The organism is Jujubicoccus corallicola (genome assembly GCF_047345645.1).
Classification (GTDB): domain Bacteria; phylum Pseudomonadota; class Alphaproteobacteria; order Rhodobacterales; family Rhodobacteraceae; genus JBLEFH01.
This window is the reverse complement of record NZ_JBLEFH010000001.1, coordinates 156730-183381: the sequence shown is the minus strand read 5'-3', so window position 1 is coordinate 183381 and position 26652 is coordinate 156730. Positions and strand designations below refer to the sequence as shown.

Below are 26652 nucleotides of genomic sequence, written 5' to 3'. Positions count from 1 at the left end.
CGTTTCCTTTTAGCCCTTCTGGCAAAAGGAGGGCCGCCCATGATCCGCCATTTCGTCTTTTTCTCCGCCCGCGATGCGCAGGACCGCGATGCCGTCCTCAAGGGTCTGTCGATCCTCAAGGACATCCCCTCCGCGGCGCATGTCGAGGTCTCCCCGAACATGAAGCTCGACAGCCTCTCCAGCGAGGTCGATGTGGTGGTCTATGCCGAGTTCGACGATCTCGCGGCGCTCGAAGCGTTCAAGGCGCATGATCTCTATGAAGAGAGCATCCGCCTTGTACGCCCGATCCGCGAGCTGCGGTTCGTCGCCGATATCGAGGCTTAACCCGCCGCCTGCGCGCGCCGCTCGCGTTTCCGGAGCCGCCGCTTTGCGAGGAACCGCTTGGTCGCGGTCCCCCAGTTTTCGCCGAGCATGAGCAGGGCCGGGGTCAGCACCAGCGTCAGCAAGGTCGCGATGAACATGCCGCCCGCGATGCCGGAGGACAGCGCCGTCCACATCTGCGTCGAGGGCGCGCCGACGGTGATCGAGCGCTCCACGAAGTTGATGTTGAGCGCCAGCACCATCGGCATCAGGCCGAGCACCGTTGTCACCGAGGTCAGCATCACGGGCCGCAAACGCTGCGCACCGGTCCGCAGCACCGCCTCACGCGGGCCAAGCCCGTCGCGCCGAAGCTGATCATAAGTGTCGATCAGAACGATGTTGTTGTTCACCACAATCCCCGCCAGCGCGATGATCGCAATACCGCCCATCACGATGATGAAGGGCCGCCCGGTCAGCAACAGGCCAAGCAGCACGCCCGAGATCGAGAACAGGATCGCCGACAGCACCAGCACGGTTTTGTAGAAGCTGTTGAACTGAATGAGCAGCGTCGTGAACATCAGGAACACAGCGGCGACGAAGGCCGACAGGAGGAAGATCATCGCGTCCTGCTGATCCTCCGCCTCGCCCTGAAACTCGATGCTGATGCCCGGCGGCAGCTCCGCCTCCGCAAGCCAGCCCTGAATCTGGCGCACCTGATCATCCGGCAAAACGCCCGTCTGCACATCCGCATTCACGGTCGTCACCCGCTGCGAATCCTCGCGGTTGATAACACCGGTGCGCGGCGCGGGCGTGAAGGTCACGAAGTTGCGGATCGGCACGAGGCCGAAATTCGTCGGGATCCGCAGGTTTTCGAGATTCTCCAGCGTCCGCTCCTCGGAGGGGAACCGCACACGAATATCCACCGTATCATCCGCATCGGCGGGCTTGTAATCCGCCGCCTCGATGCCGACCGTGAGAAGCTGAACCGCCTGACCAAGCAGCGCAATATCCGCCCCATAACGCGCCGCCTCCTCGCGGTCGACCCGCATCAGGAACTCCACCCCCGGCACCGGGCGCGTGTCGTTCACATCGCGGAACCCGCCCATCTCATCCATGAAGCCGCGCAGCTGATCGACCGCCGCGTTCCGCATCTCGGGATCATAGCCGATCACCTTGATCGAGATCGGCTGCCCCTGCGGCGGGCCGTCTTCCTGCACGCTGATCTGGATCTGAATGCCCGGAATATCGGACACCATCTCACGGATATCATTGCCAATATCTTCCGCTGTCGGGCGCGTGTTCCATTCCGTCAGCTCAAGCTGGATCGCGCCGATGACATCCTCGCCATCCATCCGCGCCTGCTCCTCGGACATGGTGCGGGCATAGACCGACTGCACATCGGGCAAGCCGATTAGACGATCCTCGACCCGGCGAATGATCTTGTCGCGTTCATAGATCGAGAAACTGTCGCGCGCGCGGACTTGCACCTGCATGAAATCCGGCTCCGTCGCCGGGAAGAACCCGACGCCGTGGTTCAGCGCCATATAGGAGCCGACGACCGCCACGATCATCGCAATCGCGGTGAGCAGCGTGAGGAACGGCTTCCAGATCGCGGCGCGCAGCAGGCGGATGTAGAAGCCGCCGAGCCCGGTCATCTGCGTCGGATCGCCCTTCTCCGCCAGCCAAAGCTGACGCTGCTCCTTGGCGCTCTGCGGCTGACGCTTGCCGATGAGACCGCCGAGAACCGGGATGAAAATCAGCGCCATCAACAGGGAGGATAGCAACGTCAAAATCACCGTTATCGGCATGAATTTCATGAACTCACCGATCACGGAATCCCAGAAAAGCAGCGGCACAAACACGCTCACCGTCGTCGCCGTCGACGCGATAATCGGCCAAGCCATCCGCTTCGCGGCGTAGGCGTAGGCATCGCGCGGCGTCCATCCTTCATGGAGCCGGCGATCCGCGAGCTCGGTCGTCACAATCGCGCCGTCCACCAGCATCCCGACCACGAGGATGAGCGAGAACAGGACGATGATGTTCATCGTGTAGCCCATGGCCCAGATCAGCGTGACGCCCGCCAGGAACGAGCCCGGAATCGCCAGCCCCACAAGGATCGACGAGCGGATGCCGAGCGCCCAGATGATCGTCAGCATCACGAGGATCACCGCCGCGATGACGTTATTTTGCAGGTCCGTCAGCAGCTCAACCACCTGCTCGGACTCGTCCTGCATATATTCGACTTCGAGGCTGTCCGGCCATTCCTCCGCCGACGCCTCGATCACCGCCTTCACCTCATTGACGGTCTCGATGATGTTCGCGCCGACCCGCTTTTTGATCTCCAGCGAGATCGCGGGCTGCCCATTGATCCGGGCAAACCCCTGCGGATCCTGAAAGGTCGAGCGCACGGTCGCCACGTCGCGGAAGGTCAGGACTGCTTTGTCCGTCACCTTCACCGGCATGTTCATGACGTCCTCGATATCCTCGATCAGACCGGGCACCTTCAGCACCATCCGGCCCGCACCCGTCTCAATCGCGCCCGCCGCGATCAGGCGGTTGTTGCGGGTCATCAGCGTGATGAGTTCGTCAAAGGAAATCTGGTAGGTCTCGAAAACGGTCGGGTCGATCAGCACTTCCATGAGCTGCTCGCGATCCCCGGCAACCTCCGCTTCCAGCACGCCCGACAGCGCCTCCAGATCGGTTTGGAGTTCGTCTGCAAGACGGATCAGCGTCCGCTCCGGCAACGGGCCATACATGACCACGGTGAAAATCGGGAAAAGCGCGGTGTTGATCTCGGTCACCACCGGATCATCGGCATCCGCAGGCAGGTCCGGCTTGGCGCGATCCACCGCCTCCTGCACCTTGTCGAGCGCCTCATCCGCATCGAACCCGGCATCGAATTCCAACTGAACCGAAGCGTGCCCCTGCGAGGCATTCCCCGTCATGGTTTTCAAGCCCTCAAGGCTCGACAGTTCCGTCTCCAGCGGCGAAATCAGCAGGCGCTCCGCATCCTCCGGCGAAATCCCTTCGAGGCCGGTCGAGACATACATGACCGGGATCTTCACCTCGGGGTTCGACTCCTTGGGGATGGCCATGTAGCTCAGCAGGCCGATCATCAGCAGCATCACCAGCGTCATCACGACGAAGCGCGTGCGCGAAAATGCGGCGTCGATCAGGCTGTTCATTGCAGGCTGCCTTCTTCGCTATCGGGCTGGCTCAACGCATCAAGATCCGCCGAGGCGGATCCGGCGGCCTCTTCTTCGGCGGCGGCGCTATCGTCGGACCGCGTGATCGGCTCCACTTCCTCACCATCCGACACGAAGGCCTGACCCACGGAAATGATCGTCACGTCATCTTCAAGGCCGCGCACCCAGAGACCATCCGTCTCCGCCCGCACGATCTCGACCGGCACGAAGGACACGAGATTGCCCTCGACCAGCGTTTTCACACCAAGCTGGCCGTCCGCCCCGAGCGAGAGAAACGCGGGCGAGACGAAATGCGCGCGACGCGTCTCCGTCGGCACGCGCACCGTTGCGGAAATCCCTGCCGGAATGGTTTCCTCCGGGTTCGCAATCTCAACTTCGGCAGTGAAGGTGCGCGTCTCGGAATCTGCGCTGGCCGAAATATAGGTGATCACACCCTCGCGGCTCTCGCCGGTGATGAACCGCACCTCCGCCGTGTCGCCGCGCGCAATCCGCCCAACCTGCTGCTGCGGGATCTCGAACTCGACCGTCAGCGGATCCGTATCGATGATCTGGCCAATCTCCGCGCCTTGGGAAATCACCTCGCCCGGATCAATATCAAGCTGATCCAGAAGACCCGCAATCGGCGCGCGGATATTGGTGCCATCCAGCGTCTCCTGCACGGCGGCCAAATTCGCCTCCGCCTGACGCAGCGCCGAGCGGGCATCTTCAAGCCGGTCGCGCGTCGCCACACCGCGATTGAGCAGAGTCTGCGCATTATTGAAATCGCGCTGCGTGCGCTCCACCTCAACCCGCGCCTGCTCCAGCTGCGCCGACCGCTCAGCCGGCGCGATCCGCGCGATCAGCTCGTCCATTTCGACCGGCAGGCCCTTGCGCACAAGAATTTCGGCGACCGTACCGCCCGCTTCCGCGCGAATAGGCGTCTGCCGGTCAGGATAAGCTTGCCCCTCTGCGGTCACATATTCCGTCACGTCAGAAGCCGTCGATTCCGTCACCTCGACGCTCAAAACCTGCGACTGACGCTTCTCCGCCGCGGTTTCTTCCTGCGCCTCGCTGCCGCCGCCGATCATCCCCGAGCCCATCCAGAGCACCAGCACAACCACCAAAAAGAGCGCCACCAGATGCGACAGCCTCGTGCCCGGCTCATCACGAAATTCGGGAGCCTGCTCGTCATGCGAATTCATAAAATGAAACTCTCCTATTTAGACTCCGCGCAGAGCCTGGACAGCGACACGGCAACCCCCGCCGACACTGCCCCATAAAAACCCGCGAGCCGCCCGAGACGTGCCGCGCAGGCCGGATCCTCCGCCTGCACCGCCTCGCGCACCGCATTCACACGCGCTTCGCTGTCCGCCGCGCGCTCCGCGTACCCCTCAGCCAAACGGCGAAAGGCGTCATCCGGAAGACGGTAAAAATCCCGCCGATCCCCCGGTTCGCGAAAACGCTCCAGCACACCGAGCGCCTCCAGACGGCGTGTGTTCTCACTCACACTCCCTCTACTGACATGTAGTTGCTCGGCGATCTCAGAAAAAGATCTGGCCTGGCCATCATAGATCATAAGACCGAGAATACGCCCAGAGATCGGTGGATGACCGTCTGCCTGCGCAATCTCGCCCATGATCTCGATGAAGTCGCTGCGCAACGGCTCGGACATCATATCACATTCCCGAAATAAACCGCCCCTCTTCTAAGGCAACCGGTTCAGAAGTCAATGAATGCGAGGCGGTGGACACGAGGGCGTGACCAGCGGCTTGGTCAAGATTTGTTGGAAAGTTCTGTCAGGCATCCTCCTGTTTGATGAGACGGATACTACCGTCGGACTCCGCATCGAGGACCGCTTGCACGAGCAGCTGCTGCGCCGCCTCGCCTTCCTTCGGCGTGAAATCGTCGCGCTCTTCGACATCCGCTTCGAGGCGTTCGGCCAAACGCTTGGGCAGGTTTTCGAGAAGGAACCCCACCGTCTCGCTGCTTTGCAGCTTGCCATGCGCCAGCGCAGTAATGAGATCCGTCTCGTCGATGGCGCGGCAAATCGACGGCACGTCGCCCGTCCGAACGCGCACCGCGATATGCTCGAATGTAAAGATCGTCTTGGCGACCTCTTTGGCGAGCTCCGGCGTCTCGCTTTGCAACTTCTCCATGAGATCTTCGCGCCGCGCGCTCGACACGTTGTTGAGAAGGCCGCCGATCAGGTCCGCAGGACGCTTGGTCCGGCCCGGGCGAATCTGCATGACGAAGAAATCTTTCTCGATCGGCTCTGACAGTAGCTCGGTCAAACGGCTATCGGGAGACGGGATATTCGACAGGCGAAGCACCAGTTTCCGCGCCAATTCGCGATCCATGAGTTCCAAGGTCTGCGAGGCTGTGCCGGTGCTGAGTTGCGCAACGATCAGCGCAGCGGTTTGCGGATGCTCACGCTCCAGGAACCGCGCCAGCGCCGCCGGGTCCGATTTGGACAGGTTCGACCAGATCGTCTCATGCGCGCCGCCCTCCACATCCGACATGATCCGCGCGACGCCATTTTCATCGAGCACCGCGCCGAGCATCGAGCGCGCAATATCGGTGCCGCCATAGATCCCCGTCGTCTCCGCCAGCGTCTCAATGAACTCTTCGATGACATTGTTGAGATCGTTATGGCTAACGCTTTTGAGGCTGCTCGTCGCCATGGCGAGCCGGACAAGATCCCGCTCCTCGGCCATGCGCAGCACATCCGCTGCATGTTCGCGCCCCATAGCCGCAAGCAGGATCGCTGCCTTCTCAAGCTGGCTGTAAAGCGTTTCGACCTCAGTTCCGGTCGGCCGTTTCGCCGGGAGTGCGGGCGCCTTTTGTGTGGCAACGGCTGATGAGGCACTCATTGATAACTCCTCACAAGCGCGCCCGCGAGAAGGCTCCACCCATCCGAAATCACGAAGAAGGCGAGTTTGAACGGCAGAGCCACCATGGCCGGCGGCACCATCATCATGCCCATCGACATGAGCACGGCGGCGACCACAAGGTCGATCACGAGAAATGGGAGGAAAATCAGGAAGCCCACTTCAAACCCACGTTGAATTTCACTGAGCATGAAAGCCGGGATCAGCACCGACAGATCCTCGCGATTACGGCCCTCCGGAATGCTTTCGAAAAGATTGTCCAGCGTCTCCGTATCAACCCGCGCGGCCATGAAAATCTCGAACGGAGCCAAGGTCTTGTTTATCGCCTGCTCCGTTTCGATCTGCTCATTGAGCAGCGGCGAAATGCCCATCTCCCAAGCTTCCGTAAAGACCGGCGCCATCACGAACCAGGTCAGGAAAAGCGCAAGGCTGACGATCAGCATATTCGGCGGCGCCTGCTGCACCCCGAGCGCTTGTCGCAGGATCGACAGCACCGTGACCATGAACGGAAAGCAGGTCACCATGATCGCGATGCCCGGCGCGAGGCTGAGCACGGTGATGATGCCGAAAAGCTGGACCGCGCCCATGGTGAGCGAGCCGCCACCGGCGGAAATCGACACCTCCTGTGCGAGGGCTGGCGAGGCAAAAAAGAGCGCGCCGAGAAGAATGTTAAAGAGCTTCGGAGACATCCGCTACTTCCGTGAGACGCACGCCGAGTCCCCCATTCTCGCCATCAAGCTGCTGCAACTCGCCGCGCGCAATCAGTCGGTCGCCGATATAGATCTCGACCGGATCATCAATCTTGCTATCGAGCGCCAGCACCGAGTCGCGCCGCAGACGCACGACTTCGCTCACCAAGGGTCGCGCCTTCCCCACGGAGACCGTCACTTCGATCGGAACCCCGAAAATCGCGCGATCTTTCCGGCTCTTACCATCGCGCGGCGCGGCGGGCGCGACTGGCTCCGGTCCGCTGACTTCACCCTCAACGATATCCTGTTCATCAGGCGCTGTGTCGTTTGTCATGCTCATCTGCATCCTCTTTCTGAAGATTGAAAAACGCGGAAATTGTCGCGATCACCGCGTCCGCTGCGAGATCTGGCGCGATACGGTCGAAACCGTGGCTCCAATGAACTCGAATATCCGTTTGCGCCGGATCTTTGGCCGCGCGGACCTCGGCGGCACCCTGGAGCGCCTCCTTGAGCGCTGAGACGTGCGCATTTGGCGCGGTGATGGACAATGCCACCTCTTCATCGACCTTCAGCAGTTCCGCCACACGCGCCTGCGTCGCGGCAATCAAGGTTTCGCTCGCAAGGTGCGGCGCGATTGCGCGCACCATCTCGGCAATGGTCGGCGCAATGTCCCGGATCACCGCCTCGCGTGCAGCGTGCTGTTTGAGTTGCGCGTCCTGAACCTCTTCGAGAAGGGCCGCCGTCAATTTGGCTTGCTCCAGCATGAGCAAATGCTCCGCCGCCGCGAACCCATCATCAAACCCGGCCTGATAGCGGTTCCGATGCGCCTCCTTTTCCTTGCTGTCATCAGCCTTCGGAAGGACAGACCCACCCCGAAAATCTTCAAGTCTGATCGTATTAGCCATAATTTCCTCTTACGCGCGCGATTCCGAAATCCACCCGCTGAGCACCCGCGCGCTGTCATCGGCGCGCTGATCCACAATCTGCTTCAAACGGTTAATTTGATCCGAAGATTTGTCGTCAAAATCGAGCGGCAGGATGTCCGAGGTTTTGTTGATCACCTCTTCAACCTGATCCGGGCCCGTCTCGACAGGCGCCGGCTCAATCGCGAGTTGCTGAGGTCGGCGCGTCAGGAACGGACGCAAAACGGTCAGAGCCAGCACGATCACGACAAGGCTGAGAAGTCCCGTGCGGATCAACGATGACAGATTCGGCATCAGCCCCGCGAGCACCCCTGTCCCGGCGACGGCCTCGCTGCCCGCAGGCAAGTCAAACTCCATCGATTCAATAGTGACCACATCACCGCGCGACTCGTCATACCCAATCGCCGATTTGATAAGCGTCGAGAGCCGATCCAACTCCGCCTGCTCCAGCGGCGTCCAGCTCATGTCGCCCGCGTCATCGACGGCGCGCTCGCCATCAACCATAACCGCCACAGTCAGGCGCTCAATCTCACCCGGCGCACGTACCCGCTCCCGCCGCGTCTCCGACAATTCGTAATTGACCCGCTCGCGACTCGTCTCAGCCGTCTGGCTGGAACTCGCGCCGTCCGCGCCATTCCCGTCCGGCAAATTCGACGCCACCGTGACGCCCGAATCCTGACCCCGGCTCGACTCGTTGGTCGCCTCAGTGTCCGTGCTGATCGCAATTCGACTCTCTGGGTCAATCACGCGCTCGCTGATCGTTTCAGCGTCCATATTCGCATCGACATTTACCTCGACGATAGCGCGTCCCGGCCCGAGTCGCGCAGCAAGCAAGCGCTCAACATTCGCCTTCATTTTCAACGCGCGCGACTCGGGCGTCAGATCGCCAGCGCCGCTCGCCCCGCCCTCACCTGCAGCGAGAATAATCCCCGATTCGCTGTCGATGACGGACACGTTCTCCGGGTCGAGATCCGCGACCGCCGACGCAACGAGATACCGCAAAGCGCGCGCTTTTTCGCGACTCATTGTCCCGCTCATGCTCGTCACCGTCACTGACGCGGTCGGCTCCGCGCGGCGCCCGAAACTGCCCGCGTCGCCTTGCGCAATATGCACACGCGCAGCGCGGATGGAGGGCGCGGAAAGAATCGTCCGCGCCAACTCCCCTTCTTTCGCGCGCCAATAGGCCGCGTCGAACATCTGGCTGGTCGTTCCAAATCCATTCAGCGAATCGAGGAGTTCATAGCCTTTCACACTGCTTTGCGGCAAACCTTCCGCGGCGAGTTCGAGGCGCAGAGAATCGCGTTGATCCGCAGTGACATAGATCGAGTCGCCGCGCACATCGAAGGGGATCGTGCGGCCTTCGAGAGCCGTGATCACCTCACCCGCTGCCTCGGCTTCAAGCCCCGAATAGAGCAGCGCCATATCCGGCTTCCGCGCCGCAGACACAAGGCCGATCATGGCGATCACAACGGCGACAACCCCCAGCCCGAAAACGAGTCGCTTTTTGGGTTCCGCTGTCCGCCAGATTTCCAACAGGTCCTTCAAAACTCGCCTCGCTCACTGCTATGCCGCGTCGGAATCACCCGGATTTCGACACGGCCATATCGACATGATCGATTTAAGAATTGGTTAGTGTAGATGCGCTTATATCACATCGAAATCAAATGGATGATCCGATGAGCAGCGCAGACGAGACCGAAGATTCGCCGCCAGAGAAACCAAAAGGCAAAGCCATGATTCTGGTGTCGATTCTCGCATTTCTGCTGGCGGCAGGTGGCGGTTTTTACGCCAGCACGAAGGGACTGATTCCGTCGTTCAAGGGCGAGAAAAAAGCGGAAACGGATACGGAGCTGCCGGTTGCGTTCCTCCCAATTGACCGAATCGTGGTGACGTTGAGCGGGCGCGCCTATGCCAAACAGCTTGTTTTCAGCGGCTCTCTCGAAGTTGCGCCAGAGAATTTGGCGATAGTTGAGGCTTTGAAGCCCAGAATCCTCGATATTTTAAACGGTTATTTACGCGCCGTGGATGAAACTGAGCTTGCAGACCCGGCGCAACTGGCGCGCCTGCGGGCTCAGATGTTGCATCGGATCAATCTCGCCACAGAAGGCGTGCCCGTCAGCAATCTTCTGATCTCGGAATTTATCCTCAACTAGAAGGGTTTAGGTATGAGTGATCTTCTCTCGAACGTCCTGCTTCTCAGCGCGAGCCTTGGCGCGATGCTCTACTGCTATAAGATTTCGAAGCGTCTCCAGAATCTCGCACGTCTGGACCATGGCTTGGGACGAACCATCGCAACCTTGTCGCTTCAAGTCGACGATCTGAAAAAGGCATTGGAAAGCGCAAAACAATGCACCGAGGTTGCGCAGAATGATCTTGCCGAAAGTCTCAAGCGGGCCGAGTCGGCGCGGCGGCATCTGGAGCTTCTGATCGCAGCCATGCAGATACCGCAGTCGAAAGAAGGCACACCAACCACATCGAAATTCGAGAAAAAGAAAGAAGAAAAGCGCGAGGTTCTGAAGCAGGTTGTGAAGGAAATCGAGCCGGTGCGGGTGCCGTGGAAGATGCCGGAACCGCTGCGCCTCAAAGCAACCGAGGTGCCGCGGCCCAATCGGATGGAGACCAATAAGCGCTCGCGCCGCCTTGTGGATCTGGCGCTTGCGAATGGGACGAGCCAATGAAGCGCAAACTGACGGTAATAGGCGTTTTGGTCGGCGCATTTGCCCTGTCTATGGCCCTGCGCATCGGCACGCACGGTCCGGCCTGGGCCACGGAGATTGCGGCGGCTGGCGATTGCACCGATGCGGCGCCGGAGGGATTGATCGCAGCGGTCCGCGCGGAAGAAGCGCGCCTCAAGGAGGAGCGGGAAAAGTTCGAGGCGCAGAAGGCGGGGCTGGATCAGGAGCGCGCTGATATCGAGGAAAAGCAGCGCGTTGTTGCGGCGCTCGAAAGCGATCTCAAAGCCCGTTATGGGGACGAAGAGGATCCGAAAGAGAAGGATCTCGCGAAGCTCACGGCCATGTATGCCAACATGGATCCGAAAGCCGCGTCCGGGATCGTTGCGACGATGGACACGACCTTCGCGGCGGGCTTGATGGGGCGGATGGACCCGGCGGCGGCGGCGGCCATCTTCGCCAACATGCCGCCCGAGAATGCCTATGCGATCACGGTCATCATCGCAGGGCGGAATGCCGGTTAAAGTTTCGCCTTCACGAGCGCTGCGAGATATTGGCCATAGCCGGTTTTCATCAGCGGCTTGGCCAGTTCCATGACGGCCTGCGCGTCGAGCCAGCCTTTGGAATAGGCGATTTCTTCAGGGCAACCGATTTTCAGGCCCTGACGTTTTTCGATGGTGCGAACAAAATCGCCAGCCTCGATCAAGCTGTCATGGGTGCCAGTATCGAGCCAACCATAGCCGCGACCCATTTTTTTCACATTGAGCGCGCCTTCGGCGAGATAGAGCTCAAGCAGCGACGTGATTTCCAATTCGCCACGCGCGGAAGGCTTTAATGACTTCGCCTTGGCGGAAGCGGTACCGTCGAGGAAATACAGGCCTGTCACGGCATAATTCGACGCGGGTTCCTCTGGCTTTTCGATGATGCTGTGGACAGCGCCAGCTTCGTCGAAATCCACCACGCCGTAACGTTCCGGGTCGGCGACGTAGTAACCGAAGACCGTGCTGACCTCATCACCCGCCGCATCCATGACGAGCTTCTGAAAATCATGGCCGTAGAAGATGTTATCACCTAAGACCATCGCAGAAGGGGCGCCGTCGAGAAAGCCTTCAGCGAGCAAATAAGCTTGCGCGAGACCGTCCGGCGAGGGCTGCGTGATGTAGGTGAGATCCAGGCCCCATTGCGACCCGTCGCCGAGTAAGCGTTTGAATTGCGACTGATCGTCTGGCGTCGTGATGATCACAATCTCACGGATGCCCGCCAACATGAGGACCGAGAGCGGGTAGTAGATCATTGGCTTGTCAAAAAGCGGCAGAAGCTGCTTCGACACGGCCTTGGTAATCGGGTAAAGCCGGGTGCCGGAGCCGCCCGCGAGAATGATGCCTTTGCGGTTCATGTCAGCCCTCCAATTTGGCCAAAACATCTGCGAGAGAGCGCTGCCAGTTTGGACGCTCGATCCCGTAATCTCTTGCTAAGTCGTCGCAATTCAGACGCGAATTCAACGGGCGCGCCGCGGGCGTGGGATAGTCGCTCGTTGGGATGTCCGTAACCGTCACCGACAAATTCGCCTGCGCGAAAATCTCGCGCGCGAAGTCAGCCCAGCTCACATCCGGCGCGCCGGCGAAATGATAGATGCCGGAGGCGCCGCGACCTTCCAAAAGCGCATCCGCCATTTTCAGCAACGCCGCCGCGATGTCATCCGCCGAGGTTGGACCGCCGATCTGATCGGAAACGATGGTGAGCGCATCGCGCTGTTTCCCAAGCCGCAGCATGGTTCTCACGAAATTCGCGCCGGTTTCTGAAAACACCCAAGAGGTGCGCAAAATCGCGTGCGGGCCATTTGCGGCTGTGATCCGTGCTTCGCCCTTGGCCTTGCTGCGACCATAGACGGAGAGCGGAGCAATCGGATCGTTCGGCGACCAAGGCTTCTCGCCGGAGCCATTGAAAACATAGTCGGTCGAGATATGGAGAAACGGAATGTCGCGCGCGGCGGCCCATTCCGCAATCTGGCCGGGTGCCTCTGCGTTGAGGCGAAAGGCCGCGTCCGCGTCGCTTTCCGCCTGATCAACCGCTGTGTAGGCGGCGGCGTTGATAATCACGGATGGCGCGGCCGCTTCTAGCGCGGTGACAACAGCTTCCGGATCATTCAGATCCGCCTGGTCGCGGCCAAGCGCGGTCACTTCCCGCTGCGTGCGAAGGGCCGTCGCGACTTGACCGGATTTGCCCAAGACGACGATGCTCATCCCGCCGCTCCGAGACGCTGGCCCACGCCGTCGCGATCCAGCAGCGGGTGCCACCAGTTTTCATTGTCGAGATACCATTCGACGGTTTTGCGCAGCCCTTCCTCAAGCGTCACCGACGGACGCCAGTTGAGCTCGTTGCGCATCCGCGTCGGGTCGATCGCATAGCGCAGGTCGTGGCCGGGACGGTCGGCAACGAAGGTGATCAGCCGATCATGCGGCGCGCCATCGGGGCGCAAATTGTCGAGGATCGCGCAGATCATCCGCACCAATTCGATGTTCTTCGCCTCATTCTCGCCGCCGATATTATAGCTGCGCCCGACCTCGCCCTTATCGAGAACCGTCAGCAACGCGTCGGCGTGATCCTCGACGTAGAGCCAGTCTCGCACATTCTCGCCTTTCCCATAAACCGGGATCTCGCGGCCATGAAGAGCATTCAGGATCACGACCGGGATCAGCTTTTCCGGGAAGTGGAACGGCCCGTAATTGTTGGAACAATTGGTCAGAATGACGGGCAGGCCGTAGGTTTCATGCCAGGCGCGGACGAGGTGATCCGACGCCGCCTTTGACGCCGAATAGGGCGAGTTCGGCGCGTAGGGCGTATCCTCGGTAAACTGGCCCTCCTCGCCAAGCGTGCCGAATACCTCATCGGTGGAAATATGGTGAAAACGGAAATTTCCCGGCTTGCCCGCCTCGGTCCAATAGGCCCGCGCGGCTTCGAGCAGCGTGTAGGTGCCGGTGATATTGGTCTCGATGAAGGCCGCCGGCCCATCGATGGAGCGGTCGACATGGCTCTCCGCCGCCAGATTCATAACCGCATCCGGTTTGAACGTGATAAACACCTCATCAAGCGCCGCGCGGTCGCGAATATCCACCTGCGCAAACTGGTAATTCGGCGCATCCGAGACCGAAGCGACATTGTCGAGATTGGCCGCATAGGTCAGCGCGTCGAGGTTCAGCACCTCATCGCCGCGCGCCACAGCCTGCCGCACCACCGCAGAGCCGATAAACCCTGCCCCGCCTGTCACAATCAATCGCATCACTTGTCCTCGTAGATAAAAGGCGAGTCGAAATCGGCGAAGGCGATTGCCGCCTCGTCCTTGCCCGACAGGATCGCAGAGGTCACATCGACACCCCAATCAATATCCAGCGAGTCGAACCGCACGCTTCCGTCGCAATTAGGCGCATACACATCCGTGCATTTGTAAAGCACGAGCGTGTCCGGCTCCAGAACCGCAAACCCATGCAAAAACCCTTTGGGAACAAGAAGCTGTTTGCCATTTTCGCCAGACAATTCCACGCCGACCCATTGACCATAATGCGGCGAACCTTTGCGGATATCGACGGCCACATCCATGATCCGGCCCCGCCCGACTCGCACGAGCTTGTCCTGCGCATGGGGGGGCGATTGAAAATGCAGGCCGCGCACCGTCCCGACCTCCGCCGAGAGCGACTCGTTATCCTGAACGAAATCAAGATCAAAGCCCCCGTCCGCCATCCGCGCCGCATTCCAGCTTTCCGAAAAATAGCCGCGGGAATCGCCAAAGCGCGCGGGCTCAATCACCACCACGCCCGGCAGCTCTGTTTTGGTTATTTTCATGCCAACCACCTCTTTGCGCTCTGCCTAGCGGCGCCCCCAAGACATGTAAAGTTCGCCATTTGACCCTTTCTTAACAGCCTTGGCCCATGGTCTGCCTCGAAATTGAGTGTGGAGAGCCCCGCCATGATGGGAATCATCGGTCTTGTTGTTGTATTTGCCATGGTCTTCGGGGGATATCTGGCCGCGGGTGGCCACATGGAAGTTATCCTGCACTCGCTGCCATTTGAGCTCATGATCATTGGGGGTGCGGCGGTCGGCGCTTTCCTCATCAGCAACGCCAAACAGGTGATCACGGGGACACTCAAAAGCATCGCGAAGGTCTTCAAGGGCAGCAAATGGACGCAGCAGGATTATCAGGACCTTCTGTGCCTGATGTTTGAGCTGATCAAAATTGCGCGAAATAACCCGGTGGCGCTCGATCAGCATATCGAAACGCCAGATGAATCGCCGATCTTCTCCCGTTATCCAAAGCTTCAGGGCGATCATCATGTGGTGGATCTTATCTGCGACACACTACGCTCTGCGACGATGAACTATGATGATCCACATCAGGTTGAGGACCTTCTTGAAAAGCGGCTGTCTGCGCTGCGCCATCACAGCGAAGAGCCGTCCCATGCGCTTCAGGTGATGGCGGATGGTCTGCCCGCACTCGGCATCGTTGCGGCCGTGCTTGGCGTGATCAAAACCATGAGTTCCATCGACAAACCGCCCGAAGTGCTCGGCGGCATGATCGGCGGCGCGCTGGTCGGCACCTTTCTGGGCGTGTTTATGGCTTACGGCATCGTCGGTCCATTTGCGGCGCGCCTTAAAGCCGTCTCCGAAGATGAGATGAGCTTTTATGAACTGGTAAAGGACGTTTTGCTCGCAAATATGCACAACCATGCCCCCAATATCTGCGTCGAGGTGGGCCGCCAGAACACGCCGGAAGATATGCGTCCGACCTTTGACGAACTGTCCAACGCCCTCCGCGGGGCGGCTGCATGATCCGTGCCCTGTTGCTCGCCGCGCTTCTGGCAACGGCAGCGGCGGCCGAAGATATGTCTGAGTTTGAAGAGGCGCTGTCAGGCTCCATCGCAGGGGCCGTCGATCAGGGGATTTTGCAAAAAGTCCCTGGAGCAGAACTCTCCGAAGTGGACGCCAGTGGTACGCCCGACAGCCATGTGCGCGTCTCCAAGCCTGCGCGGCAGGGGGAGCCCGAGACAGATTCACCGCAACAACAGAGAGCCGAATCCGTCTATCCCGAAGCGAACTGCGACGCGTGGCCCGCGCTCGACTTTCTCACCGCGTCACGAGACGACGCGACGCTGGAAGACCTCTCCGCCGCGCGCCGGAATTTCGCGGAACATGACGGCGAACCGGAGGCGCTTCGCGAGCTCGTCGAAACCTATCTCCTGCTCACTATGGGCGCCGAGGCAAAGGTTTTGGCGGCAGATTTGCCCGCGCCCTTTGCCGAGCCATACACCGCGCTTGCGACAATCATCGAAGATCAGCCGTTGAACGAGACGCAATCCACCAAGCTGCGCACCCCTTGCTCGGCGATGGAGGCGCTATGGGCCATTGCCGCGCTGCCTGACGTCGAGATTGATGAACCGTCGGTTCTGCCCGTCTTCGAAAGCCTGCCACCGCGCCTACGCCTGCACCTCGCCGGGCCTATGGTCTTGAATGCAATAACCTCAAAGCAAGATGAACTCGCAGAAGCCTTCATCGCCGATGCGTCACGCCGGCCGGAACCGCCAAGCGATCAACTGCTCCTCGCCCGCGCGAAACTTTCACAGCTTGAAGGAGACGCAACCACAGCGCTGGCGCTTCTCTCGCAGATTACCGACCACGACAGCACAATTCTTAGCCAAGCCTTAGAAGCGCGCTTCGAGCTTGAGAAAGCAGCTGGAAAGCTGGAGACAAGCAATCTTGCTGACCAGTTCGACGATTTCTACACCCGAAATCCCGACCGCGTGGATGTCGCGCCCTTGCTCGTCGAAGCGCTAATGGCAGAAGGTGATTACGGCGAGGCGGTCAGTGTCGCCACCTCCGAGAGCGTAAAAGAAGACCTTGCAACCAAAACGCGAATTTGGACCGCCATATTGACGTATGAGCCTCCCGAGGCCCATCTCAACACCTATATCGCGGCGCTCCTCAGCGCGCGCCACGTCGTTCCTATGGACACATCTCTTTCAGACGCTCGGCAAAAGGCGGAGCAAACACTGCGCGATGCGGGCTTTTCGACTGTCGCGGATATCGGTGGCGCCGAGCCTTCAATTACTCTTCCGGCGCTCGGAGAATCCAGGCTGGCGCACGAGTAAAACGCAACCCCTTACAAAAGAAAACCCAACGACGCCGAGGGTATCGTTCTTAGAGAAAGTTATCTCAGATGCCCGCAACGGCGAGCAGATAGATCATATCGTGAAGTTCTCATGCTCAAGGCCCGATGCGTGTGTTTCAAAGCGGCTTTGGACGCCCGCGCGCTGGCGATTTCGCTCGTGCAGTTCGTGGCGATTTCGCCGAGCGGATCGTTTTTCGGCTCTCTTCAGCACCACCTGGCGCGCCGCGTTGTCTCTCTGGTGGCTCTTTGAGCGCTGCCTTATCCCTTAGCGGATTGTCCTGCCGAAATTGTTCATTCTCCTCGGGAACCGTCTCGCGCGTTGCTGTGGCAAAATCGGAAGGCATCCCGCGTCTTTGCGTCGCGCGCGCCACCACGGCACCGCCCGCAAAAGGCTCGGGCACACCACGCTTACGTGGGGGCTCGACAACCTCCGCCTCGCCATCTTCGTAGATGCTTTGATCAGAGAACATCCACGCCATCAGCCCGAAATAGAAATAGATATAGCTGGACGAAGCAGACCAAACTGCCACGGTTCCAAGCGCGATGAAAAGTGCTACGAAGGCTATGATATAGCCCGTTCGCGCATCGCGACCCCAAGCGTTAAGGCCACGCAGACGTACGAGACGGAAGACATTTGAGAACATCCCCGCCAGCAATGCGATGATGCAAGGTAGACCGTTCCGCATGGCGTTCAACAGCCAGTAATTATCGACGGAAGCTGTAAACATCCAACTCGGTCTGACCCAATCCTTCAAGCCGAGCCCGAATATTGGGTTGTTCATCACATTAGTCGTCCCATGCTCCCAGATCAGAAGACGCCAGTAAGCGGTGTGAGCGCTGAAAGCGAGACGCGTCGACAAGGCCGCAATCGCCGAGCGATCCGAGACAATTTCGACCACAACGAACATCACTGCCGAGGCAATCAGCAAAGGTTTCCAATTGCCTTTCGATATCCAATTCCAGATCAGCAATCCGCCTTGGATCATGACCGTCAGAAACGCACCGCTCGAGAGCGACGTGAAGACAGTCACGCAAATCACGATGACATAGAGCGTTCGCCGCGCGGCATTGCGGTCGAGGAAGAAAATATTTGCAAAGGAGATCCCCCAGAAAACACCGAAGAGAATGGGGTGCTCCATCGTGCCTTGAACGCGATCAAGGCCTAGTCGCTCGCCTGTGGTTCCCGTGAGATCCCTGCTGACGCGAAAGACCTTTCCCAGAATTTCATGGATAATCAGTCGGTCTGTAAAAAGCTCGATCAACGCCACCGGCAGAATGAACAGCGCGCAGACCGAGAGCATTTTCCAGAAGAACTTGAAATCACTCGCACTCCGCACGTGCGCGCGGGCGAAGATATAGGCGCCGAGCAGGTCGACGAACTGCATACCGATGAACTGGATCTGCGACGCACCGTGGTTGACGAAGTAACTGAGGCCCGCCCAGCAGACGGTGAAAAAGATAAAGAAATCGGTGATATTCAGCGGCGGCGTCTTCCCGGACAGCATCCGATACAGCGACGGGAAGAAGAAGATCAGCAAGATCGCGCGGGTGGGCGTCATCAGCACACCGCCGAAATCGAGGATCAGCGGCAGCATGAAGCTCATCGCGAAGAGTGCCAGTGGCACACGCGTGGGCGCGAATGTGGTCGCGCTTCTTGCTGATGTCGCCGATACGGCCATGAACCCCTCACAAAATTACCGCCGCCCTCCTATCATAGGACGGCGGCGGTGTTCAGCGCAAAAAACTGTGTTCGGTTTACCGGCGGCCCATCATGAGGGCGAAGAGCGCCCCTGCGGCGAAGGCCGCGATGCCCGATTGCAGCGGACGTTCATCGTAAAACTCGATCACTTCGTCCCGCGCACGGGCAGCGAGATATTCGGCCTCCGCTTCGAGACGGACGACCTCTTCGCGAAGATCGGACAGCTTGCGCTGCGCTTCCTCGCTCGTGTCGCTCGCCAGCTTGGCGATCTGGTCGCGCAAATCGGCGGCGCGGTCCTGAGCGTCACGTGCGGCGCTGCGCACATTCTCACCCAATTCATGACCCTTCGCACGCAGCCTATCCGCTTTGTCCTGCGCGTAATCGCGGGCACTGCGGCGGGTTTCATCCGCGAAATCCCGTGCCGAGTCGGACATATCCTGCGCGCGATCCCGGGCGGCCCCGACAACGCGATAGGAAGCGTCGCGGAGACCATCAGGGTCACCGAAACGACGGCTCACGTCTTCGCTCGTCCCGTAAAAGCCATGGCGGCGAGAAAGGTGCGGACGACGGCGGCGCGAGCGGAAGAGATCTGACGCGCTGTCGAGAAGCTGCTCGCCAAACCCGCGACCGCCGCGGTAGCGCGATCCGCCCGTCAGACCGAGCGCGCCCATGGCCCCGCCCATGGCTTCCTGCGCGAGATTGCCGAAGCTCAGACGATCCTGCAATTCGGCAAGATTGCGTTCGAGCGCGAGACGATCCGCTTCGATATCGGCTTCGATCTGCGCGACACTGCGTTTATCGGCCATCAATCTGTCCTTTCAGGTTCTGCGCTTGACGATTGACATTGTGGAGCGTGCGCGTCGGCGCGAGGGAGGAGGCCTTGAGGCGTCCCATGCCGACCCGCAGCAGGATGAAGGCGAGGAGCCCGAGCCCGCCGCCCACCAGCAGCACAGCCCAAGTTTCCTCCATCCCCATCTCAATCAATGCCGTGATCAGGGCACCGACCAGCACATTCAGCGCCACGAGGGCGATCACGGCGGCGGCCGCGATCATCCCCACACCCGCCGCCGCGCGATTGACGTTCTCGGACACTTCGACCCGCGCCAGATCAATCTCGTTGCGGAAGATGCCTGTGGCTTGCTTCAGGCTATCGCCGATCAGGTCTACGATGGAGCGATCGCGATACATCAGCGGCGCCCCCAGCGATCGTCGCGGCGGCTCCCCCCGAGGGCGCGGCCAAAGGCGAAGCCGAGCAGAGCGGCCCCGGCCATGAAGCCGAATGGGTGGCGGCGCGCGAAGTCCGACAGGTCATTCGCCATATCGGAGGGCGAGTTGCTTCGGCCATATTCCACGATATCCGCCGCGCCATGGGCGATTTCGGAGAACACGCGGTCTGCGCCGGTGCCGCGGGCGAGATCTTCGCCGCTCTTGCGCAGAACGCGGAGCAGATGCTCGGCTTCGGCGCGGGCCGACTCGCTGCCCTCGCGGGCAAGGCGGGACGCGCGCTGCGCCAACCGGTTCATCTCATCGCGCACATCTTCGGCGAGCGCGTATCCGCGATCCGCAATATCGCTGGCAAGATTGCCCGCATCGTCGCGGCGCGAGTCGTAATATTTCGCCATTTCACGGCGGGCGGAGTCGAGGCGGTCAGACGCTTCGTCAGCCAACGACGCGGCGCGGGCACGGCCCTCGCGTGCGGCGTCTTCTGCATAGTTTCGTCCATCGCGCGCTGCGCCCGAAAGGCGATCTCCCGCGCGGTCAGCAGCGTCTGCCAGCGAGTGGCCAGCCTCTTTCGCGCCATCGCGCATGTCTTTAGCGGCCGCGCCCAGTTTGTCCGCGGCTTTATCCAGGTCTTTATGGCTCATTGTGGTCTCCTTAGAGAACGAATTGAACGATCGCGACTACGATGACGATCAGACCGACAAGGTAAATGATGTTGGTCATGACAGTCTCCTTTTGCTCCTGATTAACGACTCACGGGGACTTTAGTTCCCAATCTTGTCTAACATACGTTAACCCTTCGAGCGTAAAAAAGCGCGGCTCCGGGTAGAGGCCGCGCTTTTCTTTAGACTAATCAGTGCGTTGTGCTTCAGTTCTTCTGAAGCCAAGCGATCAGAATGTCGCGCGCCGCTTCGAGATCGGTCTTGTCGACCATTTCCGTGACCGTGTGGATATAGCGGGTCCCGACCACGACGCCGACTGCCTTCGCGCCCGCGGCGGCCTGCTGCGCGGCGGCCCCGTCCTGCCCGCCTGCGGGCAGCATGGTGCGCTGGAACGGGATCTTTTCGGCTAGCGCCAGCGCCTCGATCTCTTCGACCAGCTCTTCATCGGCGATGAAGCTCGAATCCTTTACATGGAGACCGAATCCGTCGCCCTGCTTGGTGATTTGCAGCGTTTTCGGCACGCCGGGGGTATCGCAAGCGAGCGTCGTGTCCACCCCAAAGCCAATATCCGGCTGGATCCGGTGACTGGCGGTTTTCGCGCCGCGCAGCCCGACCTCTTCCTGTGCGGTGAAAGCGATATGCAGCTCGCACTCGGTTTTGGCGTCCTTCATCGCCCGCGCCACCTCGATGCCGAGCCAGCAGGCGATGCGGTTGTCGAGCGCCTTGCTCACCACCTTGTCGCCCATCTCCAGGAACGGCTCATCCATCACGACATAATCGCCGATGCGGATTTTGTCCTTCGTGTCCTTGCCCATGCCGATATCGACGAGGAATTCGGTCGCTTCGGGGATCTTTTTGCGGTCCTCGGCGGAGGAGATATGCACCGGCTTGCCGCCCGGATTCATCACGCCCTTATAGTCGCCATCCTTGGTGCAGACGAGCACGCGGCGGGAGAACAGATTGCGCGGATCAAATCCCCCGACGGGCTGGACCGAGATAAAGCCATCATCGTCGATATGGCTGACGAGAAAGCCGATTTCGTCCATATGGCACAGGAGCATGACCTTTTTCGGGCTCTTCCCCTTGCCTTTTTTCATGCACAGAAGCGAGCCCATCGGGTCCGTCTCGATCTCGTCAAAGAGCCCCTTCACCTCGCCCTCGATCAGCGCCCGAATCCGCGACTCGCGCCCCGGCACGCCGGGGGTTTCGCACAGGGCCTTGAGAAGGTCGTAGTCGGGGGTCTTGGATTTTTTCGCCATGACAAATCTCCTTTTGCCCGAAGGCATAGCAGGCCGGTCCCGCTCGGGGAAGAGCCACGCCGCCACCCCGCTGATATAGCTTATTTTGCACGCCCTTGTGAAAGATGAGGCTTTGATCAATCCCATCAAAGTTGATACGTTTCGAAGCGAAACGGGAGTTGTGGATCGTCATGTCGAGTGTCAGGATTTTCAGTGCGTTGCTGACAACAGTTTTTGTCAGCCTGTCCGCTCACGCCACCGAACAAACCAATGAGCGCCCGCCGCATGTGCTGGTGGAGTTGTTTACCTCGGAAGCCTGCGGGGAATGTCCGCCAGCCGAGAAATATATGAAGGGTCTGATCGACAGTCAGGCGGTTCTGCCCATTGGCCTGCATGTCTCCGTCTGGGATTATCTTGGCTGGACAGACAGTTACGCCACGCAAGAATTCACCGCTCGCCAACGCGACTACGCCAATCGGGACAGCCTTCAGGTGATCTATACGCCGCAATTCGTGGTGAATGGCCGCGTGGTCGGGAATGAGTTTGAAGCCGTCAGCCGGGCGATCCGCGAAGCAGAGCCGCTGCCCGCGACCCTTTCGGCAATTCGAAATGGCGGCGATCTGGAAATCACCGTGAGCGCGCGGGAGATCCTGCCCGAATCCGAACTCTTCATCGCGCCGCTGGTCGAGCAATATGAGATCAGCCCCGATGGCGGAGAGAATGCGGGCCAGAGCCTGACCTTCCACAACACCGCCGAGTCGCTGACCCCGGTGGGTGACTGGGATGGTGAGCAGTCGGCGATCTTCTCCACCCCCGCCTTTGACGGCCCGACCGCTATTGTGCTTCAGGAAAAACCGCTGGGCCGGATCCTCGGGCTGACCAAGCTGCCGGGCATCTAACCCCTTCCGCGCAAACAAAAAAGGACGCCACCGGGGCGTCCTTTCGCGTCTCATGACCGCGCCGCTTATTTCAGCGGGCTGATCATCATGACCATCTGGCGGCCTTCCATTTTCGGCATGGAATCAACCTTGCCGAGGTCTTTGGAATCCTCAGCCACACGTTCCAGCAATTCGCGCCCCAGATTCTGGTGCGCCATTTCACGGCCGCGGAAGCGGAGCGTCACCTTCACCTTGTCCCCTTTTTCGAGGAACTTGGTGACGTTCTTCATCTTCACGTCGTAATCATGCGTGTCCGTATTCGGGCGGAACTTAACCTCTTTGACCTCCATGGTCTTCTGGTTCTTCCGCGCTTCGGCTTCACGCTTCTGCTGTTCATACTTATACTTGCCGTAATCCATGATCTTACAGACCGGGGGATTAGCGTTCGGCGAAATCTCTACGAGGTCGAGGCCAAGCTGCTGTGCCGCCTCCCATGCTTTTCTTGGATCGACGAGGCCAACATTCTGGCCGTCGGGACCGATAAGCCGGATCTCGGGTGCGCGGATTTTTTCATTGGTGCGCGGTCCGGTGTCACGTGTCGGGGGAGCGTTGTGGGGTCTGCGGGCGATGGCTCTGGTTCCTTGGATCGTTGTCGATACAGATGTGAAAAATCGGGGGGCTTGCACCCCGCGACGCAAAACGGGCCGTCCTCGGACGACCCAATGCGTTCACAAGACATGCGTATTAAGTCCTGTGAGGTCAAGGGGGAAAGCGTGCGCAAAGCCCGTATTCATGGGCTTTTTTGCCGATAGGGCGGCGCGTTGGCCACATTTCCTTGCGTTTTCCCGTCAGCTTCGGCATGACAAATGACAACCTTTATGACGGAATGAAAAACTCCAAAGGAGCCGTAGGCATGCGTGCAATTCTTACTGTCCTGATCCTGATTCTCGGTGCGTTCGGGATCTACAATATCGTCAAACAAGATCCGACCGCAGAAGGCGCTGTGGATGCTGTTGAGAACGCAGCCGGCGATGCGGCGGAAGCCACCGGCGACGCCGTTGATGCGGCGGGTGAAGCGGCCTCGGATGCCGCCGATGCGGTGAGCGATGCCGCTTCGGACGCGGTGGACGCAACCTCTGACGCCATCGACAACGCAGCGGAGAGCGACGCGGCTGATGCCGTCAGCGATGCGGCCTCCGACACGATGAACGCCGTTGAGGGCGCGGCCGATGATGCGGCAACCGCCATCGACAATGCAGTCGACAGCGTGGTCAATGAGGGCGACGAAGCTGCGAGCGATGCCGCCGACGCGACCGAAGAGGCAGCCGATGATGCAGCCGCTGCGGCTTATGAAGCGGCGGATGACGCTGCAAATGCAGCCGATGAAGCGGGCGATGCAGCAGCAGACGCAGCTGGCGATGCCGCCGATGCGACGGAAGAAGCGGCAGATGATGCAGCCAACGCCGCCGAAGAGACAGCCGATGACGCCGCCAACGCAGCGGATGACGCCACCGACGCAGCGGGCGAAGCGGCTGATGATGCTGCCGACGCCACCGAAGACGCGGCTGGCGACGCTGCTGATGCCGCCGAAAACGCAGGCGACGCCGCAGCGGACACCGCTGAGGATGCGGCCAACGCCGCCGACGAAGCTGCCGAGGATGCCAGCGACGCAGCCGGTGATGCGGCAGATGCCACCGAAGACGCTGCAACCGAAGGCGCGGACGCCGCTGAAGATGCCGCCACCGACGGCGCAGACGCACCCACCGATGGTGCAGATGCGGCTGAAGACGCAGCAACCGACGCGGACACCACCAGCGAAGCGACCACCGAAGAACCGGAAGAGCAGCAGGGCCTGCTTGAGCGCGCGCTCGGCATCGACATTGGCGAGCTGTCGCAGGAAAACGTCGCCGCCGCCATTCAGGGCGCGCAGATCAGCGACGAGATGAAATCGGCGGCCCTTCAGCAGGTTGAGGAAGCCGGCTCGGACCCGCAGGAACTGCGCGCGATCTGGGAAGAGGTTCAGCGCATGTCGGCAACCACGGATGAAGGCAGCAACTAAGCCACTCCCCATAAACGAAAAGGGCGCCCATTACGGCGCCCTTTTTTGTTGTCGTTAACGTGGCTTACGCCTCCCGCAGATCCGGCGCGAGCGCGTCGTCCTTGAGCTGCGGGATCAGATCATCGAGCTTCACCACTTCGGTTTTCTGCTCGCCGAGACGGCGCACCGTGACGCTCCGCTCCTCGACCTCACGCTTCCCGATGGCGAGGATCACCGGCACTTTGCCCAGCGAATGTTCGCGGATCTTGTAGTTGATCTTCTCATTGCGCGTGTCGGCCTCGGCCCGCAGCCCCGCCTTGCGGAGCATCTCGACGGCTTCATGCACGAACCCATCCGCTTCGGAAACAATGGAGGCCACCACCACCTGACGCGGCGCGAGCCAGAAGGGCATTTTGCCCTCATAGTTTTCTAGCAAAATCCCGATAAACCGCTCGAAACTCCCCAAAATCGCGCGGTGGAGCATCACCGGGCGGTGTTTCGCGCCATCCTCGCCGATATAGGTCGCATCGAGCCGCTCGGGCAGGTTGAAATCCGCCTGGAAGGTGCCGCACTGCCATTCGCGGCCAATCGCATCGGTCAGTTTGAAATCGAGTTTCGGGCCGTAGAACGCGCCCTCCCCCGGATCGACTTCGTAATCGTTGCGGATCGCCTTGATCGCATTTTCCAGCGCATTCTCCGCCTTGTCCCACACCTCGTCCGAGCCGACACGCACATCGGGCCGGGTCGAGAATTTGATGTCGAACCGCCCAAAGCCAATGTCCTCGTAAACCGTCGAGAGCAGGCTCATGAACTTGGCGCATTCCTCCTCGATCTGGTCCTCGGTGCAGAAGATATGCGCGTCGTCCTGCACGAAGCCCCGCACCCGCATGAGCCCATGGAGTGCACCATGCGCCTCATAGCGGTGACAGGAACCGAACTCGGCCAGACGCAGCGGCAGATCGCGGTAGGATTTCAGACCCTGTTTGAACACTTCGACATGGCAGGGGCAGTTCATCGGTTTCAGCGCATTGACGCGCTTTTCCTTCGCATGCTCCTCGTCGATCTCCGTGATATACATATTTTCACGGTATTTCGCCCAGTGGCCCGACGCCTCCCACAGCTTGCGGTCTACCACCTGCGGGGTCTTGATTTCCTTATAGCCCGCAGCGGTCAGGCGGCGGCGCATATAGGCTTCCAGCTCGCGGTAGATCGTCCAGCCATCGGGGTGCCAGAACACCATGCCGGGCGCTTCTTCCTGAAAATGGAAGAGGTCCATCTCACGCCCCAGCTTGCGGTGGTCGCGCTTGGCGGCCTCATCCAGCATATGCAGATGCGCCTTGAGATCGTCCTTGTTGCGGAAGGCCGTGCCGTAAATCCGTTGGAGCATCGGGCGGTCGGAATCGCCGCGCCAGTAGGCCCCGGCAACGCTCATCAGCTTGAAAGCATCGCCCGGCACCTGCCCCGTATGCGCCAAGTGCGGCCCCCGGCAGAGATCCTGCCAGTCGCCATGCCAATACATGCGAATGTCCTGACCCTCGGGGATCATGTCCACGAGTTCCACCTTAAACGGCTCGTTATTATCCTTGTAATGCTGGATTGCCCGGTCGCGGTCCCACACTTCCGTCTTCACCGGCTCCCGCTTGTTGATGATCTCGCGCATCTTCTTCTCGATGGTTTCGAGGTCGGAGTCGGTAAACGGCTCCTTGCGGTCGAAATCGTAATAGAACCCGTTGGCGATCACCGGCCCGATGGTGACCTTGGTATCCGGCCACAGCTCCTGCACCGCCCGCGCCATGATATGCGCGGCGTCGTGACGGATCAGCTCCAGCGCCACATCGGCATCCTTATTGGTGTGGATCGCAAGCGCCGTGTCCTGCTCCATCGGGCGCGAGAGGTCGGTCAGCGTCCCGTCATGACTCGCGGCAATCGCGGCTTTGGCAAGGCTTTTGGAAATATCGGCAGCGACATCGGCCGCTGTCACCCCCGCCTCGTAATTGCGCTGCGCCCCGTCGGGCAGGGTAATGGTGATCTGGGCCATATGGTCTCCTGTCGTTTGGCGCCTACGAAACGCCCGGTTGCATTGCCGTTTGGTTAAATCC

The 26652-nt window shown here is 60.3% G+C and carries 27 protein-coding genes; 8 read left to right on the top strand and 19 right to left on the bottom strand.

All coding sequences use genetic code 11. The annotated features are described in order from the left end of the window. The first annotated feature begins 39 nt into the window (after nucleotides 1-39). A complete protein-coding gene (locus tag ACMA5I_RS00890; RefSeq protein ID WP_525884332.1) occupies nucleotides 40-324 on the top strand; it encodes a Dabb family protein in 285 nt (94 codons plus the stop codon). On the opposite strand, the gene ACMA5I_RS00885 is transcribed toward ACMA5I_RS00890, so the two are convergent. From ACMA5I_RS00885 to fliF, 8 genes are all read right to left on the bottom strand, one after another. Next, nucleotides 321-3485, bottom strand: coding sequence for an efflux RND transporter permease subunit (locus ACMA5I_RS00885; protein WP_525884331.1), 3165 nt, complete (start codon nucleotides 3483-3485; stop codon nucleotides 321-323). The two genes, ACMA5I_RS00890 and ACMA5I_RS00885, sit on opposite strands and share 4 nt — an antisense overlap. Then, nucleotides 3482-4687, bottom strand: coding sequence for an efflux RND transporter periplasmic adaptor subunit (locus ACMA5I_RS00880; protein ID WP_525884330.1), 1206 nt, complete (start codon nucleotides 4685-4687; stop codon nucleotides 3482-3484). Before ACMA5I_RS00880 ends, ACMA5I_RS00885 begins: the two co-directional genes overlap by 4 nt. Nucleotides 4688-4701: 14 nt before the next feature. Next, entirely contained in the window at nucleotides 4702-5160 is a 459-nt protein-coding gene (locus ACMA5I_RS00875) for a GbsR/MarR family transcriptional regulator (protein WP_525884329.1), read from the bottom strand. 121 nt (nucleotides 5161-5281) lie between these two features. Continuing rightward, nucleotides 5282-6355: a FliG C-terminal domain-containing protein gene (locus ACMA5I_RS00870; protein WP_525884328.1), complete on the bottom strand. Its 1074-nt coding sequence runs from the start codon at nucleotides 6353-6355 to the stop codon at nucleotides 5282-5284. Continuing rightward, nucleotides 6352-7062 carry a flagellar type III secretion system pore protein FliP gene (fliP, locus tag ACMA5I_RS00865; protein WP_525884327.1) on the bottom strand — a complete coding sequence of 237 codons (711 nt, stop codon included), beginning with the start codon at nucleotides 7060-7062 and terminating at the stop codon, nucleotides 6352-6354. The genes ACMA5I_RS00870 and fliP overlap by 4 nt, the downstream gene beginning before the upstream one ends. Next, on the bottom strand, nucleotides 7043-7282 hold the full coding sequence (locus ACMA5I_RS00860) for a FliM/FliN family flagellar motor switch protein (protein ID WP_525884699.1): 240 nt from the start codon (nucleotides 7280-7282) through the stop codon (nucleotides 7043-7045). Before ACMA5I_RS00860 ends, fliP begins: the two co-directional genes overlap by 20 nt. A gap of 91 nt (nucleotides 7283-7373) precedes the next feature. Further along, nucleotides 7374-7967 carry a hypothetical protein gene (locus tag ACMA5I_RS00855; RefSeq protein ID WP_525884326.1) on the bottom strand — a complete coding sequence of 198 codons (594 nt, stop codon included), beginning with the start codon at nucleotides 7965-7967 and terminating at the stop codon, nucleotides 7374-7376. A 9-nt stretch (nucleotides 7968-7976) separates the two neighbouring features. Then, nucleotides 7977-9530 (bottom strand): flagellar basal-body MS-ring/collar protein FliF, encoded by a 1554-nt coding sequence (gene fliF, locus ACMA5I_RS00850; protein WP_525884325.1) that lies wholly within the window; start codon nucleotides 9528-9530, stop codon nucleotides 7977-7979. Nucleotides 9531-9661: 131 nt separating this feature from the next. Between fliF and ACMA5I_RS00845 the strand changes: the two genes are divergently transcribed. From ACMA5I_RS00845 to ACMA5I_RS00835, 3 genes are read left to right on the top strand one after another with little or no spacing between them, the layout of a single operon-like run. Beyond that, a complete protein-coding gene (locus ACMA5I_RS00845; protein WP_525884324.1) occupies nucleotides 9662-10138 on the top strand; it encodes a flagellar basal body-associated FliL family protein in 477 nt (158 codons plus the stop codon). A gap of 12 nt (nucleotides 10139-10150) precedes the next feature. Further along, nucleotides 10151-10663, top strand: coding sequence for a hypothetical protein (locus tag ACMA5I_RS00840; RefSeq protein WP_525884323.1), 513 nt, complete (start codon nucleotides 10151-10153; stop codon nucleotides 10661-10663). Next, nucleotides 10660-11181, top strand: coding sequence for a MotE family protein (locus tag ACMA5I_RS00835; RefSeq protein ID WP_525884322.1), 522 nt, complete (start codon nucleotides 10660-10662; stop codon nucleotides 11179-11181). Before ACMA5I_RS00840 ends, ACMA5I_RS00835 begins: the two co-directional genes overlap by 4 nt. Here the strand turns inward: ACMA5I_RS00835 and rfbA are convergent. The 4 genes from rfbA to rfbC are packed head-to-tail and all read right to left on the bottom strand — an operon-like array spanning nucleotide 11178 to nucleotide 14497. Then, nucleotides 11178-12053 (bottom strand): glucose-1-phosphate thymidylyltransferase RfbA, encoded by an 876-nt coding sequence (gene rfbA / locus ACMA5I_RS00830; protein WP_525884321.1) that lies wholly within the window; start codon nucleotides 12051-12053, stop codon nucleotides 11178-11180. The genes ACMA5I_RS00835 and rfbA overlap by 4 nt on opposite strands. A 1-nt stretch (nucleotide 12054) precedes the next feature. Beyond that, complete coding sequence (gene rfbD / locus ACMA5I_RS00825; protein WP_525884320.1) at nucleotides 12055-12900, bottom strand: dTDP-4-dehydrorhamnose reductase; 846 nt, start codon at nucleotides 12898-12900, stop codon at nucleotides 12055-12057. Continuing rightward, nucleotides 12897-13937: a dTDP-glucose 4,6-dehydratase gene (gene rfbB, locus ACMA5I_RS00820; RefSeq protein WP_525884319.1), complete on the bottom strand. Its 1041-nt coding sequence runs from the start codon at nucleotides 13935-13937 to the stop codon at nucleotides 12897-12899. The genes rfbD and rfbB overlap by 4 nt, the downstream gene beginning before the upstream one ends. Then, on the bottom strand, nucleotides 13937-14497 hold the full coding sequence (gene rfbC / locus ACMA5I_RS00815; protein WP_525884318.1) for a dTDP-4-dehydrorhamnose 3,5-epimerase: 561 nt from the start codon (nucleotides 14495-14497) through the stop codon (nucleotides 13937-13939). The genes rfbB and rfbC overlap by 1 nt, the downstream gene beginning before the upstream one ends. Nucleotides 14498-14620: 123 nt before the next feature. Between rfbC and motA the strand changes: the two genes are divergently transcribed. Together motA and ACMA5I_RS00805 are read left to right on the top strand one after the other, a co-directional pair. Further along, the gene (gene motA, locus ACMA5I_RS00810) at nucleotides 14621-15481 is read left to right on the top strand and encodes a flagellar motor stator protein MotA (RefSeq protein WP_525884698.1); all 861 of its coding nucleotides are present in this window, start codon (nucleotides 14621-14623) and stop codon (nucleotides 15479-15481) included. Continuing rightward, complete coding sequence (locus tag ACMA5I_RS00805) at nucleotides 15478-16797, top strand: hypothetical protein (RefSeq protein ID WP_525884317.1); 1320 nt, start codon at nucleotides 15478-15480, stop codon at nucleotides 16795-16797. The genes motA and ACMA5I_RS00805 overlap by 4 nt, the downstream gene beginning before the upstream one ends. A 136-nt stretch (nucleotides 16798-16933) precedes the next feature. Here ACMA5I_RS00805 and ACMA5I_RS00800 read toward each other — a convergent pair whose 3' ends face one another. The 5 genes from ACMA5I_RS00800 to ACMA5I_RS00780 all read right to left on the bottom strand — a co-directional run bounded on the left by ACMA5I_RS00800 (nucleotide 16934) and on the right by ACMA5I_RS00780 (nucleotide 21658). Further along, entirely contained in the window at nucleotides 16934-18496 is a 1563-nt protein-coding gene (locus ACMA5I_RS00800; RefSeq protein WP_525884316.1) for an O-antigen ligase family protein, read from the bottom strand. Between the two features lie 76 nt (nucleotides 18497-18572). Continuing rightward, nucleotides 18573-19322 carry a DUF3618 domain-containing protein gene (locus tag ACMA5I_RS00795; protein WP_525884315.1) on the bottom strand — a complete coding sequence of 250 codons (750 nt, stop codon included), beginning with the start codon at nucleotides 19320-19322 and terminating at the stop codon, nucleotides 18573-18575. Then, the gene (locus tag ACMA5I_RS00790; RefSeq protein ID WP_525884314.1) at nucleotides 19312-19704 is read right to left on the bottom strand and encodes a phage holin family protein; all 393 of its coding nucleotides are present in this window, start codon (nucleotides 19702-19704) and stop codon (nucleotides 19312-19314) included. The genes ACMA5I_RS00795 and ACMA5I_RS00790 overlap by 11 nt, the downstream gene beginning before the upstream one ends. Then, nucleotides 19704-20381 carry a hypothetical protein gene (locus ACMA5I_RS00785; protein ID WP_525884313.1) on the bottom strand — a complete coding sequence of 226 codons (678 nt, stop codon included), beginning with the start codon at nucleotides 20379-20381 and terminating at the stop codon, nucleotides 19704-19706. The genes ACMA5I_RS00790 and ACMA5I_RS00785 overlap by 1 nt, the downstream gene beginning before the upstream one ends. Nucleotides 20382-20605: 224 nt before the next feature. After that, complete coding sequence (locus tag ACMA5I_RS00780) at nucleotides 20606-21658, bottom strand: M42 family metallopeptidase (RefSeq protein ID WP_525884312.1); 1053 nt, start codon at nucleotides 21656-21658, stop codon at nucleotides 20606-20608. Nucleotides 21659-21855: 197 nt separating this feature from the next. Here ACMA5I_RS00780 and ACMA5I_RS00775 point away from each other — a divergent pair, with 197 nt between their 5' ends. After that, on the top strand, nucleotides 21856-22536 hold the full coding sequence (locus tag ACMA5I_RS00775) for a DUF1223 domain-containing protein (RefSeq protein ID WP_525884311.1): 681 nt from the start codon (nucleotides 21856-21858) through the stop codon (nucleotides 22534-22536). A gap of 65 nt (nucleotides 22537-22601) precedes the next feature. Here the strand turns inward: ACMA5I_RS00775 and infC are convergent, their stop codons facing one another. Then, nucleotides 22602-23201, bottom strand: coding sequence for a translation initiation factor IF-3 (gene infC / locus ACMA5I_RS00770; RefSeq protein WP_525884697.1), 600 nt, complete (start codon nucleotides 23199-23201; stop codon nucleotides 22602-22604). 227 nt (nucleotides 23202-23428) lie between these two features. Here infC and ACMA5I_RS00765 point away from each other — a divergent pair, with 227 nt between their 5' ends. Further along, the gene (locus ACMA5I_RS00765) at nucleotides 23429-24574 is read left to right on the top strand and encodes a hypothetical protein (RefSeq protein WP_525884310.1); all 1146 of its coding nucleotides are present in this window, start codon (nucleotides 23429-23431) and stop codon (nucleotides 24572-24574) included. 64 nt (nucleotides 24575-24638) lie between these two features. Here the strand turns inward: ACMA5I_RS00765 and thrS are convergent, their stop codons facing one another. Beyond that, nucleotides 24639-26591 carry a threonine--tRNA ligase gene (gene thrS / locus ACMA5I_RS00760; RefSeq protein ID WP_525884309.1) on the bottom strand — a complete coding sequence of 651 codons (1953 nt, stop codon included), beginning with the start codon at nucleotides 26589-26591 and terminating at the stop codon, nucleotides 24639-24641. Nucleotides 26592-26652: the final 61 nt, after the last annotated feature.

Bases quoted from the DNA above. Each gene is read 5' to 3' on its own strand.
- ACMA5I_RS00890 (WP_525884332.1), top strand. From the start codon at position 40: ATGATCCGCCATTTCGTCTTTTTCTCCGCCCGCGATGCGCAGGACCGC.
- ACMA5I_RS00885 (WP_525884331.1), bottom strand. From the start codon at position 3,485: ATGAACAGCCTGATCGACGCCGCATTTTCGCGCACGCGCTTCGTCGTG.
- ACMA5I_RS00880 (WP_525884330.1), bottom strand. From the start codon at position 4,687: ATGAATTCGCATGACGAGCAGGCTCCCGAATTTCGTGATGAGCCGGGC.
- ACMA5I_RS00875 (WP_525884329.1), bottom strand. From the start codon at position 5,160: ATGATGTCCGAGCCGTTGCGCAGCGACTTCATCGAGATCATGGGCGAG.
- ACMA5I_RS00870 (WP_525884328.1), bottom strand. From the start codon at position 6,355: ATGAGTGCCTCATCAGCCGTTGCCACACAAAAGGCGCCCGCACTCCCG.
- fliP (WP_525884327.1), bottom strand. From the start codon at position 7,062: ATGTCTCCGAAGCTCTTTAACATTCTTCTCGGCGCGCTCTTTTTTGCC.
- ACMA5I_RS00855 (WP_525884326.1), bottom strand. From the start codon at position 7,967: ATGGCTAATACGATCAGACTTGAAGATTTTCGGGGTGGGTCTGTCCTT.
- ACMA5I_RS00845 (WP_525884324.1), top strand. From the start codon at position 9,662: ATGAGCAGCGCAGACGAGACCGAAGATTCGCCGCCAGAGAAACCAAAA.
- ACMA5I_RS00840 (WP_525884323.1), top strand. From the start codon at position 10,151: ATGAGTGATCTTCTCTCGAACGTCCTGCTTCTCAGCGCGAGCCTTGGC.
- ACMA5I_RS00835 (WP_525884322.1), top strand. From the start codon at position 10,660: ATGAAGCGCAAACTGACGGTAATAGGCGTTTTGGTCGGCGCATTTGCC.
- rfbA (WP_525884321.1), bottom strand. From the start codon at position 12,053: ATGAACCGCAAAGGCATCATTCTCGCGGGCGGCTCCGGCACCCGGCTT.
- rfbD (WP_525884320.1), bottom strand. From the start codon at position 12,900: ATGAGCATCGTCGTCTTGGGCAAATCCGGTCAAGTCGCGACGGCCCTT.
- rfbB (WP_525884319.1), bottom strand. From the start codon at position 13,937: ATGCGATTGATTGTGACAGGCGGGGCAGGGTTTATCGGCTCTGCGGTG.
- rfbC (WP_525884318.1), bottom strand. From the start codon at position 14,497: ATGAAAATAACCAAAACAGAGCTGCCGGGCGTGGTGGTGATTGAGCCC.
- motA (WP_525884698.1), top strand. From the start codon at position 14,621: ATGATGGGAATCATCGGTCTTGTTGTTGTATTTGCCATGGTCTTCGGG.
- ACMA5I_RS00805 (WP_525884317.1), top strand. From the start codon at position 15,478: ATGATCCGTGCCCTGTTGCTCGCCGCGCTTCTGGCAACGGCAGCGGCG.
- ACMA5I_RS00800 (WP_525884316.1), bottom strand. From the start codon at position 18,496: ATGGCCGTATCGGCGACATCAGCAAGAAGCGCGACCACATTCGCGCCC.
- ACMA5I_RS00795 (WP_525884315.1), bottom strand. From the start codon at position 19,322: ATGGCCGATAAACGCAGTGTCGCGCAGATCGAAGCCGATATCGAAGCG.
- ACMA5I_RS00790 (WP_525884314.1), bottom strand. From the start codon at position 19,704: ATGTATCGCGATCGCTCCATCGTAGACCTGATCGGCGATAGCCTGAAG.
- ACMA5I_RS00785 (WP_525884313.1), bottom strand. From the start codon at position 20,381: ATGAGCCATAAAGACCTGGATAAAGCCGCGGACAAACTGGGCGCGGCC.
- ACMA5I_RS00780 (WP_525884312.1), bottom strand. From the start codon at position 21,658: ATGGCGAAAAAATCCAAGACCCCCGACTACGACCTTCTCAAGGCCCTG.
- ACMA5I_RS00765 (WP_525884310.1), top strand. From the start codon at position 23,429: ATGCGTGCAATTCTTACTGTCCTGATCCTGATTCTCGGTGCGTTCGGG.
- thrS (WP_525884309.1), bottom strand. From the start codon at position 26,591: ATGGCCCAGATCACCATTACCCTGCCCGACGGGGCGCAGCGCAATTAC.